The 16290-nt window shown below is 63.3% G+C and carries 16 protein-coding genes; 14 read left to right on the plus strand and 2 right to left on the minus strand.

What is annotated here, in order from left to right; genetic code table 11:
• Window positions 1-54: 54 nt before the first annotated feature.
• Window positions 55-786, minus strand: coding sequence for a PAS domain-containing protein (locus J5474_RS06095; protein WP_245216258.1), 732 nt, complete (start codon window positions 784-786; stop codon window positions 55-57).
• Window positions 787-1046: 260 nt separating this feature from the next.
• Here J5474_RS06095 and J5474_RS06100 point away from each other — a divergent pair, with 260 nt between their 5' ends.
• From J5474_RS06100 to tsf, 14 genes are all read left to right on the plus strand, one after another.
• Window positions 1047-1937 carry a YicC/YloC family endoribonuclease gene (locus tag J5474_RS06100; RefSeq protein WP_245216260.1) on the plus strand — a complete coding sequence of 297 codons (891 nt, stop codon included), beginning with the start codon at window positions 1047-1049 and terminating at the stop codon, window positions 1935-1937.
• 4 nt (window positions 1938-1941) lie between these two features.
• Window positions 1942-2595 (plus strand): guanylate kinase, encoded by a 654-nt coding sequence (gmk, locus tag J5474_RS06105; protein ID WP_209359904.1) that lies wholly within the window; start codon window positions 1942-1944, stop codon window positions 2593-2595.
• Window positions 2592-3113 carry a gamma carbonic anhydrase family protein gene (locus tag J5474_RS06110; protein WP_209359905.1) on the plus strand — a complete coding sequence of 174 codons (522 nt, stop codon included), beginning with the start codon at window positions 2592-2594 and terminating at the stop codon, window positions 3111-3113. The genes gmk and J5474_RS06110 overlap by 4 nt, the downstream gene beginning before the upstream one ends.
• Before the next feature lie 172 nt (window positions 3114-3285).
• Window positions 3286-4323: a sensor histidine kinase gene (locus tag J5474_RS06115; RefSeq protein ID WP_209359906.1), complete on the plus strand. Its 1038-nt coding sequence runs from the start codon at window positions 3286-3288 to the stop codon at window positions 4321-4323.
• 339 nt (window positions 4324-4662) lie between these two features.
• On the plus strand, window positions 4663-5700 hold the full coding sequence (locus J5474_RS06120; RefSeq protein ID WP_209359907.1) for a PstS family phosphate ABC transporter substrate-binding protein: 1038 nt from the start codon (window positions 4663-4665) through the stop codon (window positions 5698-5700).
• Window positions 5701-5804: 104 nt separating this feature from the next.
• Window positions 5805-7268 (plus strand): phosphate ABC transporter permease subunit PstC, encoded by a 1464-nt coding sequence (gene pstC / locus J5474_RS06125; protein WP_209359908.1) that lies wholly within the window; start codon window positions 5805-5807, stop codon window positions 7266-7268.
• Window positions 7265-8620, plus strand: coding sequence for a phosphate ABC transporter permease PstA (pstA, locus tag J5474_RS06130; protein ID WP_209359909.1), 1356 nt, complete (start codon window positions 7265-7267; stop codon window positions 8618-8620). Before pstC ends, pstA begins: the two co-directional genes overlap by 4 nt.
• A gap of 69 nt (window positions 8621-8689) precedes the next feature.
• A complete protein-coding gene (gene pstB / locus J5474_RS06135; protein ID WP_209359963.1) occupies window positions 8690-9490 on the plus strand; it encodes a phosphate ABC transporter ATP-binding protein PstB in 801 nt (266 codons plus the stop codon).
• A 3-nt stretch (window positions 9491-9493) separates the two neighbouring features.
• Window positions 9494-10225, plus strand: coding sequence for a phosphate signaling complex protein PhoU (gene phoU / locus J5474_RS06140; protein ID WP_209359910.1), 732 nt, complete (start codon window positions 9494-9496; stop codon window positions 10223-10225).
• A 3-nt stretch (window positions 10226-10228) separates the two neighbouring features.
• Window positions 10229-10918 carry a phosphate regulon transcriptional regulator PhoB gene (gene phoB, locus J5474_RS06145; protein ID WP_209359911.1) on the plus strand — a complete coding sequence of 230 codons (690 nt, stop codon included), beginning with the start codon at window positions 10229-10231 and terminating at the stop codon, window positions 10916-10918.
• 74 nt (window positions 10919-10992) lie between these two features.
• On the plus strand, window positions 10993-11583 hold the full coding sequence (locus J5474_RS06150) for a rhodanese-like domain-containing protein (RefSeq protein WP_209359912.1): 591 nt from the start codon (window positions 10993-10995) through the stop codon (window positions 11581-11583).
• Window positions 11584-11676: 93 nt separating this feature from the next.
• Window positions 11677-12984 (plus strand): HupE/UreJ family protein, encoded by a 1308-nt coding sequence (locus tag J5474_RS06155; RefSeq protein ID WP_245216261.1) that lies wholly within the window; start codon window positions 11677-11679, stop codon window positions 12982-12984.
• A gap of 210 nt (window positions 12985-13194) precedes the next feature.
• A complete protein-coding gene (gene rpsB / locus J5474_RS06160; protein ID WP_209359913.1) occupies window positions 13195-13962 on the plus strand; it encodes a 30S ribosomal protein S2 in 768 nt (255 codons plus the stop codon).
• 158 nt (window positions 13963-14120) lie between these two features.
• Complete coding sequence (tsf, locus tag J5474_RS06165; protein WP_209359914.1) at window positions 14121-14996, plus strand: translation elongation factor Ts; 876 nt, start codon at window positions 14121-14123, stop codon at window positions 14994-14996.
• Window positions 14997-15518: 522 nt separating this feature from the next.
• On the opposite strand, the gene J5474_RS06170 is transcribed toward tsf, so the two are convergent.
• On the minus strand, window positions 15519-16289 hold the full coding sequence (locus tag J5474_RS06170) for a LuxR family transcriptional regulator (protein ID WP_209359915.1): 771 nt from the start codon (window positions 16287-16289) through the stop codon (window positions 15519-15521).
• Window position 16290 lies beyond the last annotated feature (1 nt).

A 16290-nucleotide genomic window follows, 5' to 3' on the forward strand; every position in this document is an offset into this window, starting at 1 on the left:
GGCCGCGCTCCCGCGCGGCCCTCGTCTTTTGTCATCTTTCCCTGTCGGACCGGCTTAGCCGTTGTCCACCACCAGCGTCAGGTGGCCACGCTCGGGGGTCCTGTGGTCGTCCGCCACATCTTTGACCCGCGACCGGAATACGGCGGGCGGCTCTGTCGGGGCCAGCAGCGGACCCGTTTCGCTCAGGTTGATCTTTTCGGGCGGGACGGAACCAACACTGTGGTCGGCACCGGTGGAGGTCTCCAGTGCTGGCTGGATGTGCAGCTGCTCCACCTTGAAACGGCGGGGAGTGCGGCCAATGCGGCCATGCGACACCAGCGCGCCGAGGCCGCGCGTCATGTCACCGAAATCCGACCGCAGCGGCAGCAGGATCAGGCTTGCGGTCATCTCGGGCTTGCCGAAACCGCCTTCTGCCTTCAGTTCCATGCGCACGATCGCCGGATCGGCAAAGACCGCAGTGATGCCCTGTCCGAACCGTTCCCGATCGGTGGGCGCGATGAGCGAGCTTAGCGGCATGCCAGCCACCTGCATGCCCATCAGGTCATTCAGATGCGACCCCGCGACACGGATCTTGGCCATGGAGGGCGCGATGCGCTCCATGAGAAAGGCGTTCTCCAGGGCGCGTTCCATGCCGCGCGGATCGATCTGGCTGCGCAGGGGAACAGCGGTGGCATCGCACAGCCCGCGCCAGTAGGCTTCGACCTGGCGCAGAGGCGCTTCGCGGCGGGTCTTTTCGTGCGCTGTCATCGAAACGATGTCCTGACCATTGCCATTCTTGCCGAACATGATTTCCGCTCCTTGTCTTGTCGGATGCGGCGTGACGGGCCCCCGACCACCATGCCATCGTAATCTTCATTGTGAAATCATTACTACAGTAAGCCCGTCCCAATTTCGCCCCAATTCTGGCGCAAGGGTTAACGCCGGGTTTGAAATCAGGTAAAAATCCGCGCATTTCTGCGGCAGTTTGCTCCATCCGTCCGAGTCCCGCAACGCTTGCCTACGGCGGCTCCAGCCGCTACCGGGATGGCGACACGAAGGAGATCGGGATGCGCCAATCGATGACCGGGTTCGGAGCCGCGCAGGGGGCCGGGCTGGGACTCAGCTGGACATGGGAGCTGCGCGGGGTGAACGGCAAGGGGCTGGACCTGCGGCTGCGCCTGCCCGACTGGGTCGAGGGGCTGGAGGCACAAGTTCGCTCCGAAACCGCCAAAGCCTTGACGCGCGGGAATATTCAAGTCGGACTCAAGGTAGTCTCGGAGCAGTCCGAGGGCGCGCTTCGTCTGGACGAGGGGCAGTTGTCTGCGGTTCTGGACGCCATGGCCCGGATCGAAGCGCAGGCGATGGAGCAGGGGCTGTCGCTGGCGCCCTCCACTGCCGCCGAAATCGTCGGCCTGCGCGGCGTGATGACGGCGGAGGCGGCAGAGGTCGACATCGTCGCCCTGCGCGCGCTTCTGCTGGCCGATTATGCAAGGGCGCTGTCGGTCTTTGTTGGAATGCGGCAGTCAGAAGGCGCCGCGCTGCAGCAAATTCTCGAACGTCAATTGGGCGAAATAGAGGCGCTGGTTGCCGAGTCGGAGAGTGCCGCCGAGGCGCGTTCCGAGGCGCAAACTGTCCGGCTCGGGGCGCAGCTGGCACGGGTCATGGATAACGCCGAAGGCGCCGACCCGGACCGCGTGGCACAGGAACTGGCATTGATCGCCGTGAAGTCCGACGTGACCGAAGAAATCGACCGGTTGCGGTCGCATGTGGCCGCCGCACGCGCGTTGCTCGCGGAGCAGGCACCGGTGGGGCGCAAGCTCGATTTCCTATGCCAGGAATTCAACCGGGAGGCCAACACGCTGTGTTCGAAATCCGGCGACCCGGAGCTGACCCGCGCAGGCCTTGCCCTGAAGACGCTGATCGACCAGATGCGCGAACAGGTCCAGAACGTGGAGTGATGACATGAGCCTTTCCCCCGACCGCCGCGGTCTGCTGATCATCCTGTCCTCGCCGTCTGGTGCGGGCAAATCCACGCTGGCAAAACGCCTGCGCGCCTGGGACCCTTCGGTGATCTTTTCCGTTTCAGCCACCACGCGCCCTCCTAGGCCCGGCGAGGTGGATGGCGAGGACTATCACTTCATGACGGATACGGCCTTCAAGAAGGCGGTGGCCAACGGCGAGATGCTGGAACACGCGCATGTCTTTGGCAATTTCTATGGCTCGCCCAAGGGGCCGGTGCGCGATGCGATCATCTCGGGCAAGGACGTGCTGTTCGACATCGACTGGCAGGGCGCACAGCAGATGACGAATTCGGAACTGGCGTTGAATACACTCTCGATCTTCCTGCTGCCGCCGTCGATCGCCGAACTCAAGCGCCGGCTTGAAAGCCGTGGGCAGGACGGGCCGGAGGTCATCGCGCGACGGATGCAGAAGAGCTGGGACGAGATCAGCCACTGGGGCGCCTACGATTTCGTGCTGGTGAACGAGGACCTCGATGAAACCGAGGCCCGGCTGAAGAGCATCATCACGGCCACGCGTTTGCGTCGGACGCAGCAGCCGGGGCTGCTGGAGCATGTGCGCAGTCTGCAGGCAGAATTCGGGGAGGCGGAAATATGACACGATACGCTCTGGACGGGGTGGAACCGGAGATCCACGACAGCGCATGGGTGGCGCCGGATGCCAATATCATCGGGCGGGTGGTGCTTGAGGAAGCGTCGTCGGTCTGGTTCGGCTGCACGCTGCGCGGCGACAACGAAGAGATCCGTGTGGGTCGTGGTTCCAACGTGCAGGAGAACGTGGTCTGCCACACCGACATGGGCTTTCCGCTGGTGATCGGGCCGGGGGTGACAGTGGGCCACAAGGCTATGCTGCACGGCTGTATGATCGGGGAAAATTCGCTGATCGGCATGGGCGCCACAGTGCTGAACGGCGCGAAGATCGGAGCGGGGTGCCTGATCGGCGCGGGGGCGCTGATCCCGGAGGGCAAGGTAATCCCGGACGGTTCGCTGGTCATGGGGGTGCCGGGCAAGGTGGTGCGGGAGCTTTCGCCCGAGGCCATTGAGGGACTGAAGCGGTCCGCGCTGGGGTATCAACGCAACGCTGCGCGATTCCGGGAGGGATTGCGCACGTTGTGACGCTGGCTCGGGCCGGAGGCGGCATATGCAGTGGTTTCGGGGAACACTGAAAGCGACATCGGGGGAAGCTCTGCTTCCCCCGAGCCCCCAACGCGGTATTTACGAACCAAAGAAGCAGTTGTGCCGAGTGGAATACCGGCAGATCGACCGCAGATAGGCAGGAGCGCGCGAGATGCGGGGCGAAGTTGAAGGGTTTCTGGCGGCTCTGCCGCTTGCCGCGCTGGTGATCCGGCGCGACGAACGCATCGAGGCGGCGAACTCGGGCGCGATGGCACTGCTGGGACCGGGGATCGCCGGGCGGCATTTCATCACTGCCCTGCGGCAACCGTCATTGCTGGATGCGATCGAAAGTTGTCTGCGCGATGGCGCGGCGCGGCGGGCGGAGTATCTGACCCGCGAGAACGGCCATGACGCCACTTACCGGGTGCAGGTCGGTTCGGTGGTGCTGGATTCGGGGCCGGGGGTTCTGGTCAGTTTCGAGGATGTCACCCCGTTGGAGCGCGTTGGGCAGATGCGGCGCGACTTTGTTGCCAATGTCAGCCACGAACTGCGTACCCCGCTGACCGCGCTCATGGGGTTCATCGAGACGCTGAAGGGCCCGGCGCGGGGCGATCCGGTGGCGCAGGCGCGGTTTCTTGCCGTTATGGAGGCAGAGGCGGCGCGGATGAACCGGCTGATCGGCGATCTGCTGTCGCTGAGTCGTGTCGAGGCGGAGGAACGGGTTCGGCCAACGGACCGGGTCGATCCCGCGGATCTGGTTCGCGCCACGCTGAGCGGGCTCTCGGGGCTTGCGGAAGAGGCTGGCGTGACATTGGAGGCGGCCATGCCGGAGCGCGCCTTCAGCATCTCGGGCGATGCGGATCAGTTGCGCCAGGTGCTGACCAACCTTGTGGAAAACGGGATCAAATACGCCGGCCGTGGAGCCGTGGTGAGGGTGACTCTCGGCGCGCCGGAAATGCAGCCGCGACTGCGGGCAGAGGGCGTGGTTCTGACGGTCAGCGACAGCGGTCCCGGCATTGACCCCTTGCACCTCCCGCGCTTGACGGAACGCTTCTATCGTGTGGACGGCCATCGATCACGCGAGAAGGGTGGAACCGGGCTGGGGCTGGCCATCGTCAAACATATCGTGAATCGACACCGCGGACGGATGCGAATCGAGAGCGAACCGGGACGGGGCACGCGATTCACGGTCGTATTGCCGGTGGGATAAGCAGCCTGCGGCTGGGCACTCAATGGACTCGGCAAAAGATGGCCGGTCGGGGCAGATGGCTCACCACGGGGTGGGGCGCCATCCGGATATTTTTTGATCGGTCAGCGATTCTAATAGGTTAGACCTGACCATAACGTTCAAGACTTCGGGGACGGCGGCGCCGAAGTGATGTTCTCTGCCCCGACGTCACGGGGTGAAAAAGGTCAGAATAAGCGGTTAACGGACCGGGGTTCATGAAACTGTTACATGCATGTCACAAAAGCATCGCGCAGCCCCGGTAGGCAGCCCCCAAGATCATCGTGGGGATGATCACGACACCAGAATCAGGAGCCTGATCCTATGAAATTCGTGAAACTGACCGCCTCGACCCTGGCGATCGCATCCGTCGCTTCCGTCGCCGCCGCGCGTGACAACGTGCAGGTTGCCGGGTCCTCGACCGTGCTGCCCTATGCCTCGATCGTGGCCGAAGCGTTCGGCGAGAACTTTGACTTCCCGACGCCGGTCGTGGAATCGGGTGGCTCCTCCGCCGGTCTGAAGCGGTTCTGCGAAGGCGTGGGCGAGAACACCATCGACATCGCCAACGCGTCGCGCAAGATCAAGGACAAGGAAGTGACAGCCTGCGCCGAAGCCGGTGTGACCGACATTATCGAGGTTCGCATCGGCTACGACGGTATCGTCTTTGCGTCGCAGATCGACGGCCCGGCCTTCACCGCCTTCGAACCGGCCGATATCTACAACGCCCTGGCGCCGAAGATCGTCAAGAACGGTGAACTGGTCGACAATCCCTATACCAAATGGAACGAGTTCAACGGCGACTTGCCGGACGCCGAGATCATGGCCTTCATCCCGGGGACCAAGCACGGCACCCGCGAAGTCTTTGAAGAGAAGGTGCTGGCGGCTGGCTGCGAAGCCACCGGCGCGCTGCAGGCCATGCTGGATGGCGGTATGTCCGAGGATGACGCCGAGGACGCCTGCATCGCGGTGCGCACCGACGGCCGTTCCGTCGACATTGACGGCGACTACACCGAGACGCTGGCTTCCATCGGATCGAACCAGAACGGCATCGGCATTTTCGGTCTGGCGTTCTACGAGAACAACACAGACAAGCTGAAGGTCGCCACCATGTCCGGTGTCGAGCCGGCGACCGAGACCATCGCATCGGGTGAGTACCCTGTGTCGCGTCCGCTGTACTTCTACATCAAGAAAGCGCACATCGGTGTTGTTCCCGGCCTGAAGGAATACGCCGAGTTCTTCGTCTCCGACGACATGGCAGGCCCGGACGGCCCGCTGGCCGAGTACGGCCTCGTTTCCGACCCGGAACTGGCGCAGACTCAGGAAGCCGTCGCCGACGAACAGACCATGGGCGAAGGTATGTAATCCAGACCGCACAGGTCTGATTGCTCCGACGACCCTGGGGGCGGCATATTGCGCCGCCCCTTACCCTTTTAGGACATTTATCTGCTCAAGACCTCGGGGGGCTCATGCCTTTACTCTGGCTAATCGTGACCGTGCTGGCGCTGGCTGGCGCAGGTTACGTCATCGCCCGGATGCGCGCGCTGAAGAGCGCAAATGGCGACATCCGAAACCTGCACAGTCTGCCGTCGTATTACGGCAGCAACGCGGCGATCAAGGTGATCGTGCCCGCGCTCCTTGTTCTGGTGATCTGGCTGATCGCGCAGCCGCTTTATGTGGGTAGCGTCGTGTCTGGGATGATCCCAGACAGCGAAATTGGCGAAGGGTCCAGCCGCGATCTGGTGCTGGCGGAGGTAAGCCGCACCGCCGACGGCATCGACGCCGCTGTGGCGCAGGGTGTCATGAGCGAGGCGCAGGCGCGCGACGGCGGTGCCGACGTGGAGGTTCTGACCCAGCGCCTGAAGGATGCGGGGCAGATCGTGACCGGCGCCGTCACCCCGGCCAAACTGGCTGCCGCGCAGCGGATGCGGGTGCTGGCAGATACAGCCCGGCAGGTGATGGCGGTGGTGGTGATCCTGCTGGCGGTCGCGGGGCTGGTCTGGGCGCTGCGCGAAACCGAGAAGGATTTCCGCGCGCGCAACACGGTGGAACGCTCGATCCGGGGGCTTCTGATCGCGGCGGCCTCCATTGCGATCCTGACGACACTGGGCATCGTACTGTCGCTCATCGGCAATACCATGCATTTCTTTCGGCTCTATCCGGCGTCGGAATTCTTTGGATCGCTGACATGGGCACCGTCCTTTGGCGGCGGGTCGCAACTGGGTATCTGGCCGCTCCTCTGGGGGACCATCTACATCAGCTTTGTCGCGCTGCTGGTCGCCGTGCCGGTCGGTTTGTTCGCGGCGATCTATCTCAGCGAATATGCCGGGTCGAAGATGCGGTCCTGGGCAAAGCCTGCGCTGGAGGTGCTGGCGGGCATTCCGACCATTGTCTATGGCCTTTTCGCGCTGCTGACCGTGGGGCCGATCCTGTTGTCGGTCTTTGGCAACGACGGGCTGGGCTGGATGCATGGTACGCGCGCCGTCCTGACCGCGGGGATCGCCATGGGGATCATGTTGATCCCCTTCGTGTCGTCGCTGTCGGATGACATCATCAATGCCGTGCCGCAGGCGATGCGGGACGGCTCATACGGGCTGGGGGCGACGAAGTCCGAAACCATCCGTCAGGTCGTTCTGCCTGCGGCGCTTCCGGGGATTGTCGGCGCTGTGTTGCTGGCGACCTCGCGCGCCATCGGCGAAACAATGATCGTCGTTCTGGGCGCCGGTGCGGCGGCGCGGTTGTCGCTGAACCCCTTCGAGGCGATGACCACCGTCACCGCCAAGATCGTCAGCCAGTTGACGGGTGACAACGACTTTGCCTCGCCGGAGGCACTGGTCGCCTTCGCCCTAGGCATGACCCTGTTCGTCCTGACGCTCGGGTTGAATGTCTTCGCCCTATTCATCGTGCGCAAATACCGGGAGCAGTACGAATGACCGACGCTTCGATGCCTTCGGGCGGCAAGGCTGCCCCGAGAAAATCACTGATGATCGAGGATGCGCGCACCAAGCGCCGCAACGCCGCCGAAAAGAGGTTCCAGGCCTACGGGCTGGCGGCTATCGCTGTGGGTGTGTTCTTCCTCGTGGTGCTGCTGTGGTCGATCCTTGCCTCTGGCCTGGGCGCCTTCCAGCAGACCTTCATAGAGACACCGATCTACCTGGACGAGGCAAAGGTCGACAAGAAAGGCAACCGCAACCCCGAGGAAATGTCAAAGACCACCACCTTCGGGTACGCGCCGCTTATTCAAACCGCGCTGTGGGAACAGGTGCAGGCGGCGGGCATTGAAACACCGTTCACCAAGTCCAAGGAGATGAAGGCGCTGCTGTCCGACTCCGCCGCGGCGCAGGTGCGCGACTACGTGCTCTCGCATCCCGAGCAGGTGGGCGAAACGGTGACCTTCCGTATTCTGGCGGCGTCCCGCGTGGACGGCTATCTGAAAGGGCGCGTCGTGCGCGAGGATCTCGCGCGTGACAAGTCCATCGATGCCGAGCACCTCGATGTGGTGGACAGACTTGTTGACGCCGGGGTGATCCGGAAGCAATTCAATCTCGACTTCATAGTCGGGGCCGATGCCTCCGAGAAGCGCCCCGAGCAGGCGGGGCTGGGTGTTGCGATGCTCGGCAGTTTTTACATGATGCTCGTGGTGCTGGTGCTGGCCCTGCCGATCGGCGTGGCGGCCTCCATCTACCTCGAAGAGTTCGCGCCGCAGAACAAGGTGACGGACTTCATCGAAGTGAACATCTCCAACCTCGCGGCGGTACCGTCGATCGTCTTTGGCATCCTTGGTCTGGCGGCCTTCATCCAGTTCGCCCATCTGCCGATGTCCGCGCCGTTGGTCGGCGGCCTCGTGCTGACGCTGATGACACTGCCGACGATCATCATCTCCACCCGCGCATCGCTGAAATCCGTGCCGCCCTCGATCCGGGACGCGGCGCTGGGGGTCGGGGCCTCCAAGATGCAGAGCGTGTTCCATCACGTTCTGCCATTGGCCATGCCGGGCATCCTGACGGGCACCATCATCGGTCTCGCGCAGGCGTTGGGCGAGACCGCACCGTTGTTGCTGATCGGTATGGTGGGCTATGTCGCCACCAACTACCCGGATGGGCTCGTGTCGGGCTTCATGGCGCCGAATTCGGCCATGCCCGCGCAGATATTCGAATGGGCGAAGCGCGCCGACCCCGCGTATTATGAACGTGCCTGGGGCGGCATCATTGTCCTGCTGGTGTTCCTGCTGACCATGAACATCATCGCCATCATCCTGCGTCGCCGCTTTGAGCGCCGCTGGTAAGAAATGCCAACTTTGGCGGCGTGCTTCGGGCGCCGCTGGTAATCCGTTGCGGAACAAGGAAACATGACCATGTACGACGCACCGCATACCACGGAGAGAAACGTGACTAAGCAAGACATCAAGATTTCGGCGCGCAACGTGCAGGTCTATTACGGCGACACGCACGCGATCAAGGACGTCGATGTCGAGATTGAGGCCCAGACCGTGACCGCCTTCATCGGACCGTCGGGCTGCGGCAAGTCGACCTTCCTGCGTTGCCTGAACCGCATGAACGACACCATCGACATCGCCCGCGTCGAGGGTGAAATCCTGCTCGATGGCGAAGATATCTACGACAAGCGCGTGGACCCGGTGCAACTGCGCGCCCGGGTCGGTATGGTGTTCCAGAAACCGAACCCCTTTCCGAAGTCGATCTACGACAACATCGCCTATGGGCCGCGCATCCACGGGCTGGCAAGGAACAAGTCTGACCTTGACGATATTGTGGAGAAGGCGCTGCGCCGAGGCGCGCTCTGGAATGAGGTGAAGGACCGCCTGCAAGCGCCGGGCACCGGCCTGTCGGGGGGGCAGCAACAGCGCTTGTGCATCGCGCGCGCCATCGCGACAGAGCCCGAGGTTCTGCTGATGGACGAACCCTGTTCCGCCCTGGACCCCATCGCCACCGGCCAGGTCGAGGAACTGATTGACGAGCTGCGGCAGGACTACTCCGTCGTGATCGTGACGCACTCCATGCAGCAGGCCGCCCGCGTCAGCCAGAAGACGGCCTTCTTCCACCTCGGCAACCTCGTGGAGTTCGGCGAGACCTCCAAGATCTTCACCAACCCGGACGACTCACGCACGGAGTCCTACATCACCGGACGGATCGGATAAGCCATGAACGAGAAGAGACACATCGTCAGCGCCTTCGACCGCGATCTCGAAGGTATTCAGGCGCAGATCATGAAGATGGGCGGCCTCGTGGAGGACGCCATTCTGAACGCCGCGCTCTCGCTCGAGACCCGCGACGAGGAGCTGGCCATGAAGGTCCGCGATGGCGACAAGGCCATCGACAAGCTCGACGAGATGCTGAACGAGGAAGCCGCGCGCGTGCTGGCGCTGCGGGCGCCCACAGCATCGGACCTGCGCGTGGTGCTTTCGGTCATGCGCATGTCAGCCAACCTCGAACGAATGGGCGACCTCTCGAAGAACATCGCCAAGCGGACCACGGTGCTGGTGCAGATGCAGCCCATCGGGTCGACCACGTCGGCCCTCCGTCGCATGGCCCGCGAGGTGCAGAACATGCTGAAGGACGCGCTCGACAGCTACATCCAGCGCGATGCCGCGCTGGCGATGGACGTGATCGAGCGCGACAGCGACATCGACCAGATGTACAATGCGCTGTTCCGCGAGTTCCTGACCTTCATGATGGAGGATCCGCGCAACATCACCGCCTGCATGCACCTGCATTTCATCGCCAAGAACATCGAACGGATGGGCGACCACGTGACCTCTATCGCGGAACAGGTCGTGTTTCTCGCCACCGGCAAGATGCCCGACGAGGCGCGGGTAAAGGCGGACCGGACCTCGCTCGACAAGGGGCCTGATCTCGGTCCGGAGGAGGACTGAGCCATGTCGGCTGATCAGCCCACCATTCTGGTGGTGGAGGACGAACCCGCGCAGCGCGAGGTTCTGGGCTACAATCTGGAGGCGGAGGGCTTCCGCGTGGCACGGGCTGCCAACGGAGAAGAAGCGCTGCTGATGGTGGAGGAAGAGAACCCCGACATCATCGTGCTGGACTGGATGCTGCCGAATGTCTCGGGGATCGAGGTCTGCCGCCAACTCAAGACCCGGCCCGAAACGCGCAACCTGCCGGTCATCATGCTGTCGGCCCGGTCGGAAGAAGTCGACCGCGTGCGGGGCCTCGAGACTGGGGCGGACGACTACGTTGTGAAACCCTATTCGGTGATCGAACTCATGGCGCGCGTGCGGGCGCAGCTGCGCCGCACGCGCCCGGCGGCGGCGGGGTTGCGGCTGGAGTACGAGGACATCGTGCTGGACTCGGAAACCCACCGCGTGACGCGCGCCGAAAAGGAGTTGAAGCTGGGCCCGACGGAGTTCCGGCTGTTGTCGACCTTCATGGAGAAGCCCGGCCGCGTCTGGTCGCGCGAACAGCTGCTGGACCGGGTCTGGGGGCGCGACATCTACGTGGACACGCGCACGGTGGACGTCCACATCGGGCGCCTGCGCAAGGCGTTGGGTGCCCATGGCGGGCCGGACCTGCTGCGCACGGTACGCGGCGCGGGTTACGCGCTTGGTTAACGGTATCGGCATTCGCCGGGCTTGATCGAACCGCCGGGCACGTTACCCTCCCAAGGCAAAGAGGAGGGTATTTCATGTCTGTCATTCGTCTGGCGGCCGTTCTGATCGGCCTTGCGGGGGGCGCCTTTGCACAGGAAGTCGGGATCGCGCGCGACATGGTCGCGGTCGAGGTGCCGACGCCGGGCGGCCCCGTGACCATCGAACGCATCCAGGATCCGGAAAACACGTTGTCGGGGGAATGGGCACGCACATCGCGGGCCTGCCCGCCGTTCTGCATCCAGCCCATCGAGGTGGCTCCGGGCGTCACCACCATCGGGGAACTGGAACTGATCGAGATGCTGCGCGACCCGGATGTGCCGGTGATCGACAGCCGCACACCCGATTGGTACGCGGGGGGCTCCATCCCCGGCGCGATCAACATCCCCTACGAATTCGTTCTGGACGAACTGGGCCAGCTGGGCTGCGAGGCCGATTTTGACGGCTGGGACTGTACGGAGGCGAAACGGGTGGCGATGTTCTGCAACGGGCTATGGTGCGGCCAGTCGCCCACCGCGATCCGCAACATGTTGGAGGTGGGCTACCCGGCGGAGCGCATATTCTACTACCGTGGCGGGATGCAGACATGGCGCATGCTGGGGCTGACGGTCACGGAACCGCAGGGCTGAGAACCTTGACGCCGGACGCGAGGCGGTCATCTTGGCGCGGAGGGACGCTTTAGGCTGATCCCGTGTGATAATCCCGAAAGGATGCCCGAAGCGATGGCCGCGATGACCCGTCTGATGCTCGTTCTGCTGACTTGTCTTGCCCTGACCGGGACCGCTCAGGCGCATGAGGTCCGCCCGGCCATCGGTGATCTCGAAACTGAAGGCGAACGGCTGACTCTGGTGCTGCGGCTTTCGGCCGAACCGATCCTCGCGGGTGTCGACCTCGAAGGCGTGGAGGACACCAACGCCACCGATGGGGCTGAGGATGTGGACGCCCTGCGCGCACTGCCACCCAAAGCGCTGGCGGAACGGATCGAGGGACGCGCGACGGAGATCCTCGGCCCCATTACCGTCACCGGCCACGCCCCCGTGATGTTGGCACTGGACCGGGTGGAGGTGGACGACGAACCTGAGATCACCCTGCCGCGCGAGACGCGGCTGTTCATCACGGGACGTCTGCCGTCGGGCACCGATGCCATCACCGTCGGCTGGCCGTCCCGGTACGGCACGCTGATCCTGCGGCAGATGGGGGTGGAGGACGGCTTTACCGGCTATCTGACCGGCGGCCCGTCAGAACCCATCCGCATCGCGGGCGGCAGCGGACGCGACGGCTGGTGGACCTTTGGCAGCTACATCCCCGTGGGTTTCGACCACATCCTGCCGAAGGGGCTGGATCACATCCTGTTCGTGCTGGGGCTGTTCTTCCTCTCGACCCGGCTGCGGCCGCTCCTGTGGCAGATCAGCGCCTTCACGCTGGCACATACGGTGACGCTGGCGCTGGGGGCCCTGGGATATGTCACCGTGTCGCCCGCCATCGTGGAGCCGATCATCGCAGCCTCCATTGTCTATGTCGCGGTCGAGAACCTCGTATCAGACCGGTTGCATCGGTGGCGGCCCGTGGTGATCTTCGGCTTTGGCCTGCTGCACGGGCTGGGTTTCGCCGCCGTGTTGCAGGAGTTCGGTCTGCCGCAGGCACAGTTCTTTCCGGCGCTGATCGGTTTCAATGTCGGTGTCGAGTTCGGGCAACTCACAGTGATCGCCATCGCGTTCCTGGTCGTGGCGCTGGCGCAGCAGGTGGACCGGATGAAGGCCGATCAGAGGCTTGCGCAGGTGATCTATGGCGTGCTGGCGCTGGTCTTCGTTGCGGGCGGTTACCTGCTGAACGGGCCGGGCTTCCTTGAGGTCATGGGGGCAGGGGCGCCGGTCTTCCTCTGGCCGCTGGCGGCGCTTTCTCTGGCCTGCCTTCTGGCGGCGCATTTCGTCGACCGGCTGCATGCCTACAGGCGCTTTGTCGCCATGCCGGCCTCGGTCGCCATAGCATGCGTCGGGGGGTATTGGTTCGTCGAACGGGTCTTCCTCTGACGCCAACTCAACCACCTGCCGAACCGGTGCGAGGAGGAAAGCGCTTGCATCCGGCGCGTGGGCGGGCTAAAGGCGCGCCCACGTACCCCGCAGGCGGGGGCGGGCGTATCGGGGGAGACATCCCCGGACGTCCACCGGTTGGTGCCCTGACTCCTTGTGGATCGCGGCCCTGATCCCCCGCCGAGGACCAAACCGGAAAGGATAAAAGGCATGGCTCTTCCCGAGTTCAACATGCGTCAGCTGCTCGAAGCTGGCGTTCACTTCGGCCACCAGACGCAGCGCTGGAACCCCCGCATGGGCGAGTTCATCTACGGCGCGCGCAACGGCATCCACATCATGGACCTGACGCAGACCGTCCCGATGCTGGACCAGGCGCTCCAGGCGATCCGCGATTGCGTCGCAAAGGGCGGCCGCGTTCTCTTCGTCGGCACAAAGCGCCAGGCGGCCCAGCCGATCGCCGAAGCGGCCGAGAAGTGCGCGCAGTACTACATGAACCACCGCTGGCTGGGCGGCACGCTGACCAACTGGCAGACCGTGTCCCAGTCCATCAACCGTCTGCGTCAGATCGACGAGCAGATGGAAGGCGGCGCCGATGGCCTCACCAAGAAAGAGCGCCTGAACATGGAGCGCGACCAGACGAAGCTTCAGGCGTCGCTGGGCGGCATCCGTGAAATGGGCGGCGTGCCGGACATGCTGTTCGTCATCGACGTCAAGAAGGAAGCACTGGCCGTGGCCGAAGCCAACAAGCTGGGCATTCCGGTCGTCGCGATCGTCGATACCAACTGCTCGCCCGACGGCATCGACTACATCATCCCGGGCAACGATGACGCAGCCCGCGCGATTGCGCTGTACTGCGACCTCGTATCCCGCGCTGCGCTGGACGGCATGACCGGCCAGATGGAAGCGGCCGGCGTCGACCTTGGCGCGCTTGAGGAAGCTCCGGCTGAAGACCTGCTGACCGGCGCGGACGCGCAGTAAATCCCTGTCCCCCCGCCGGGCTTGGCCAGGCGGGGGTGCTGTCGCAAAAGCGACACGCGTTTCTGTCAAGAGATTTGCGATCTGGCGCGGGGCGATCCCTGCGCCTTGGATTTTCGGGGCCCGAGGGCCCAACCAGAAGACATGAGGGGAGCCACGACATGGCGATCACTGCAGCACAGGTGAAAGAACTGCGCGAAATGACCGGCGCAGGCATGATGGATGCCAAGAAGGCGCTGACCGAGAACAACGGCGACATGGACGCCGCTGTCGATTGGCTGCGCACCAAAGGTCTGGCCAAGGCCGCCAAGAAGGCCGGTCGCACAGCAGCCGAGGGCCTCGTCGCCGTTAAGGTCGAGGGTGGCAAGGGTGTCGCCGTCGAGGTGAACTCGGAAACCGACTTCGTTGCGAAGAACGCCGAGTTCCAGTCGATGGTTGCCGGTATCGCTGGGGCCGCGTTGAACGTGGACGACATCGATGCGCTGAAGAACGCGGACCTGAACGGCAAGCCGGTGTCAGAAAACATCACAGACGCTGTCGCCAAGGTCGGCGAGAACATGGGCCTCCGCCGTATGGCGAAGATCGAAGGTGACATCGTTGCGACCTACGTGCACAACGCTGCCGCAGACGGTCTGGGTCAGATCGGCGTGCTGGTCGCGCTGAAGGGCGGCTCCGAGGAGTTCGGTAAGCAGGTCGGCATGCACATCGCAGCGATGAACCCGCAGGCACTGAACGAATCCGAACTGGACGCGTCCATTGTCGAGAAGGAAAAGCAGGTCCAGATGGACATCGCGCGCGAATCCGGCAAGCCCGAAGCCGTGATCGAGAAGATGATCGTCGGCCGCATGAAGAAATTCCTCGGCGAAGTGACCCTGCTTGGGCAGGCCTTTGCTCTGGACAGCGACAAGACTGTTGAGCAGGCCGCGAAGGACGCCGGTGCCGAGATTGTCGGTTTCGTCCGTATGCAGGTCGGTGAAGGAATCGAGAAGGCCGAAGAGGACTTCGCCGCCGAAGTTGCTAAGGTCGCACAGGGCTGAGGCCCGATTTTCGAGGCATCCGCCTCGATTTCGGACCACCAAAGGCGCGCCGATCCGAGAGGATTGGCGCGTTTTACGTTTCATTCACGGAACCGGTGGCTCGCAGGGCAGGGGGGCGAAGACGAGTGTCCCAGCCAGAGACATTGGGGATGAGACCGGGACACCCGATAGGGCGCTGACCGGTGAGGCGGTAATTTCCCCACCCGGTCAGCAGGAGATAGGCAGAGCCTGAGAATAAACAGGGTACCAGTCCTACGTTCCATGGCCAAAGCCACCACTCACGGAACAGCATCAGACTGTCAATTTACGTATCGTAAAGGAAGTCGGGTTTTCCTGACCAAAAGATAAAAACGGAAAATTTACGATCGAGGACCCAACACATTTCAATCTGTCAAATACAATCTTTGAATTTATCCAGACTCACCGCGCTCGGAGGCGGAAAATGGACGCAAGTGGGATATTTCAAGCATCGTGTATGGCCCGGGCGACTCGGTCAAAGCCGCTGACGCGAAATTCACGAGATCAGGCGCGCTGTGCTTCGATGATGTACATCTGGTTGTGGAAGGCGGCCTTGGCCACGGCCTGTGCGGTGGTTTCCACATTCAGCGTTTCGCGGGCGAGCCGCAGGTGTTTTTCTATGGTGGCCTGCGTCAGCCCCATGATCTGGGCAATGTCCTGCATGGTTTTCCCATCGCCAACCCATTCCAGAGCCTCGCGCTGGCGCGGCGTCAGGTTCTGGTTATGCAGCGGGACGGGCAGGGTAAGGATCTTCAGGTGAACGAGGTTGTTGAGCAGGATGATATCTTTGCCGTGCTTCGCCCAGATGGCATCGGCGTCAGCCTGACTCAGTTCGGGACGGGAAGTAATCGAGATCGCGCCCTTGGCCCGGCTGGAGACGGACTTGAAGCTGATGGTGTAACCTGCCGTGACCTTGTGTGCGAGGTTGAAGGCGACGACCTTCTGCGCCTTGTCGTCGAGCGTGCCGGCGGCGATCTGCTTTGCCAGCACGCCCCATGAACAGTGACCTTCGTGTTCCAGCGCCCAGCGGACCATGGGCGCATAGCGATACAGGCCGTCCTCGACAAATCCCTTGCGATAAGCGGGCGTATGGTTGGTCAGCACGACGAAATCGTTGGGATCACCTAGGGAATTGGCCGTCAGGAACCGCGTGAAACCGTAGATCAGGCGATCGAACCCATAACCCGCCATTAGCGTGCAGTGACGCTGCCAGAGGTCTTCGACACGGTCGACGTTGGTCAGCTCGATCAGGGTATCCCGCAGCTCCGGTGTCATG

This window comes from Sagittula salina (assembly GCF_017813235.1).
Taxonomy (GTDB): domain Bacteria; phylum Pseudomonadota; class Alphaproteobacteria; order Rhodobacterales; family Rhodobacteraceae; genus Sagittula; species Sagittula salina.

What these genes read in the sequence shown, in the direction of transcription:
- J5474_RS06100 (WP_245216260.1), top strand. Translation starts at nt 1,047, where the DNA reads ATGCGCCAATCGATGACCGGGTTCGGAGCCGCGCAGGGGGCCGGGCTG.
- pstC (WP_209359908.1), top strand. Translation starts at nt 5,805, where the DNA reads ATGCCTTTACTCTGGCTAATCGTGACCGTGCTGGCGCTGGCTGGCGCA.
- pstB (WP_209359963.1), top strand. Translation starts at nt 8,690, where the DNA reads ATGTACGACGCACCGCATACCACGGAGAGAAACGTGACTAAGCAAGAC.
- phoB (WP_209359911.1), top strand. Translation starts at nt 10,229, where the DNA reads ATGTCGGCTGATCAGCCCACCATTCTGGTGGTGGAGGACGAACCCGCG.
- rpsB (WP_209359913.1), top strand. Translation starts at nt 13,195, where the DNA reads ATGGCTCTTCCCGAGTTCAACATGCGTCAGCTGCTCGAAGCTGGCGTT.
- phoU (WP_209359910.1), top strand. Translation starts at nt 9,494, where the DNA reads ATGAACGAGAAGAGACACATCGTCAGCGCCTTCGACCGCGATCTCGAA.
- J5474_RS06095 (WP_245216258.1), bottom strand. Translation starts at nt 786, where the DNA reads ATGTTCGGCAAGAATGGCAATGGTCAGGACATCGTTTCGATGACAGCG.
- J5474_RS06150 (WP_209359912.1), top strand. Translation starts at nt 10,993, where the DNA reads ATGTCTGTCATTCGTCTGGCGGCCGTTCTGATCGGCCTTGCGGGGGGC.
- J5474_RS06115 (WP_209359906.1), top strand. Translation starts at nt 3,286, where the DNA reads ATGCGGGGCGAAGTTGAAGGGTTTCTGGCGGCTCTGCCGCTTGCCGCG.
- J5474_RS06170 (WP_209359915.1), bottom strand. Translation starts at nt 16,289, where the DNA reads ATGACACCGGAGCTGCGGGATACCCTGATCGAGCTGACCAACGTCGAC.
- pstA (WP_209359909.1), top strand. Translation starts at nt 7,265, where the DNA reads ATGACCGACGCTTCGATGCCTTCGGGCGGCAAGGCTGCCCCGAGAAAA.
- J5474_RS06120 (WP_209359907.1), top strand. Translation starts at nt 4,663, where the DNA reads ATGAAATTCGTGAAACTGACCGCCTCGACCCTGGCGATCGCATCCGTC.
- J5474_RS06110 (WP_209359905.1), top strand. Translation starts at nt 2,592, where the DNA reads ATGACACGATACGCTCTGGACGGGGTGGAACCGGAGATCCACGACAGC.
- gmk (WP_209359904.1), top strand. Translation starts at nt 1,942, where the DNA reads ATGAGCCTTTCCCCCGACCGCCGCGGTCTGCTGATCATCCTGTCCTCG.
- tsf (WP_209359914.1), top strand. Translation starts at nt 14,121, where the DNA reads ATGGCGATCACTGCAGCACAGGTGAAAGAACTGCGCGAAATGACCGGC.
- J5474_RS06155 (WP_245216261.1), top strand. Translation starts at nt 11,677, where the DNA reads ATGGCCGCGATGACCCGTCTGATGCTCGTTCTGCTGACTTGTCTTGCC.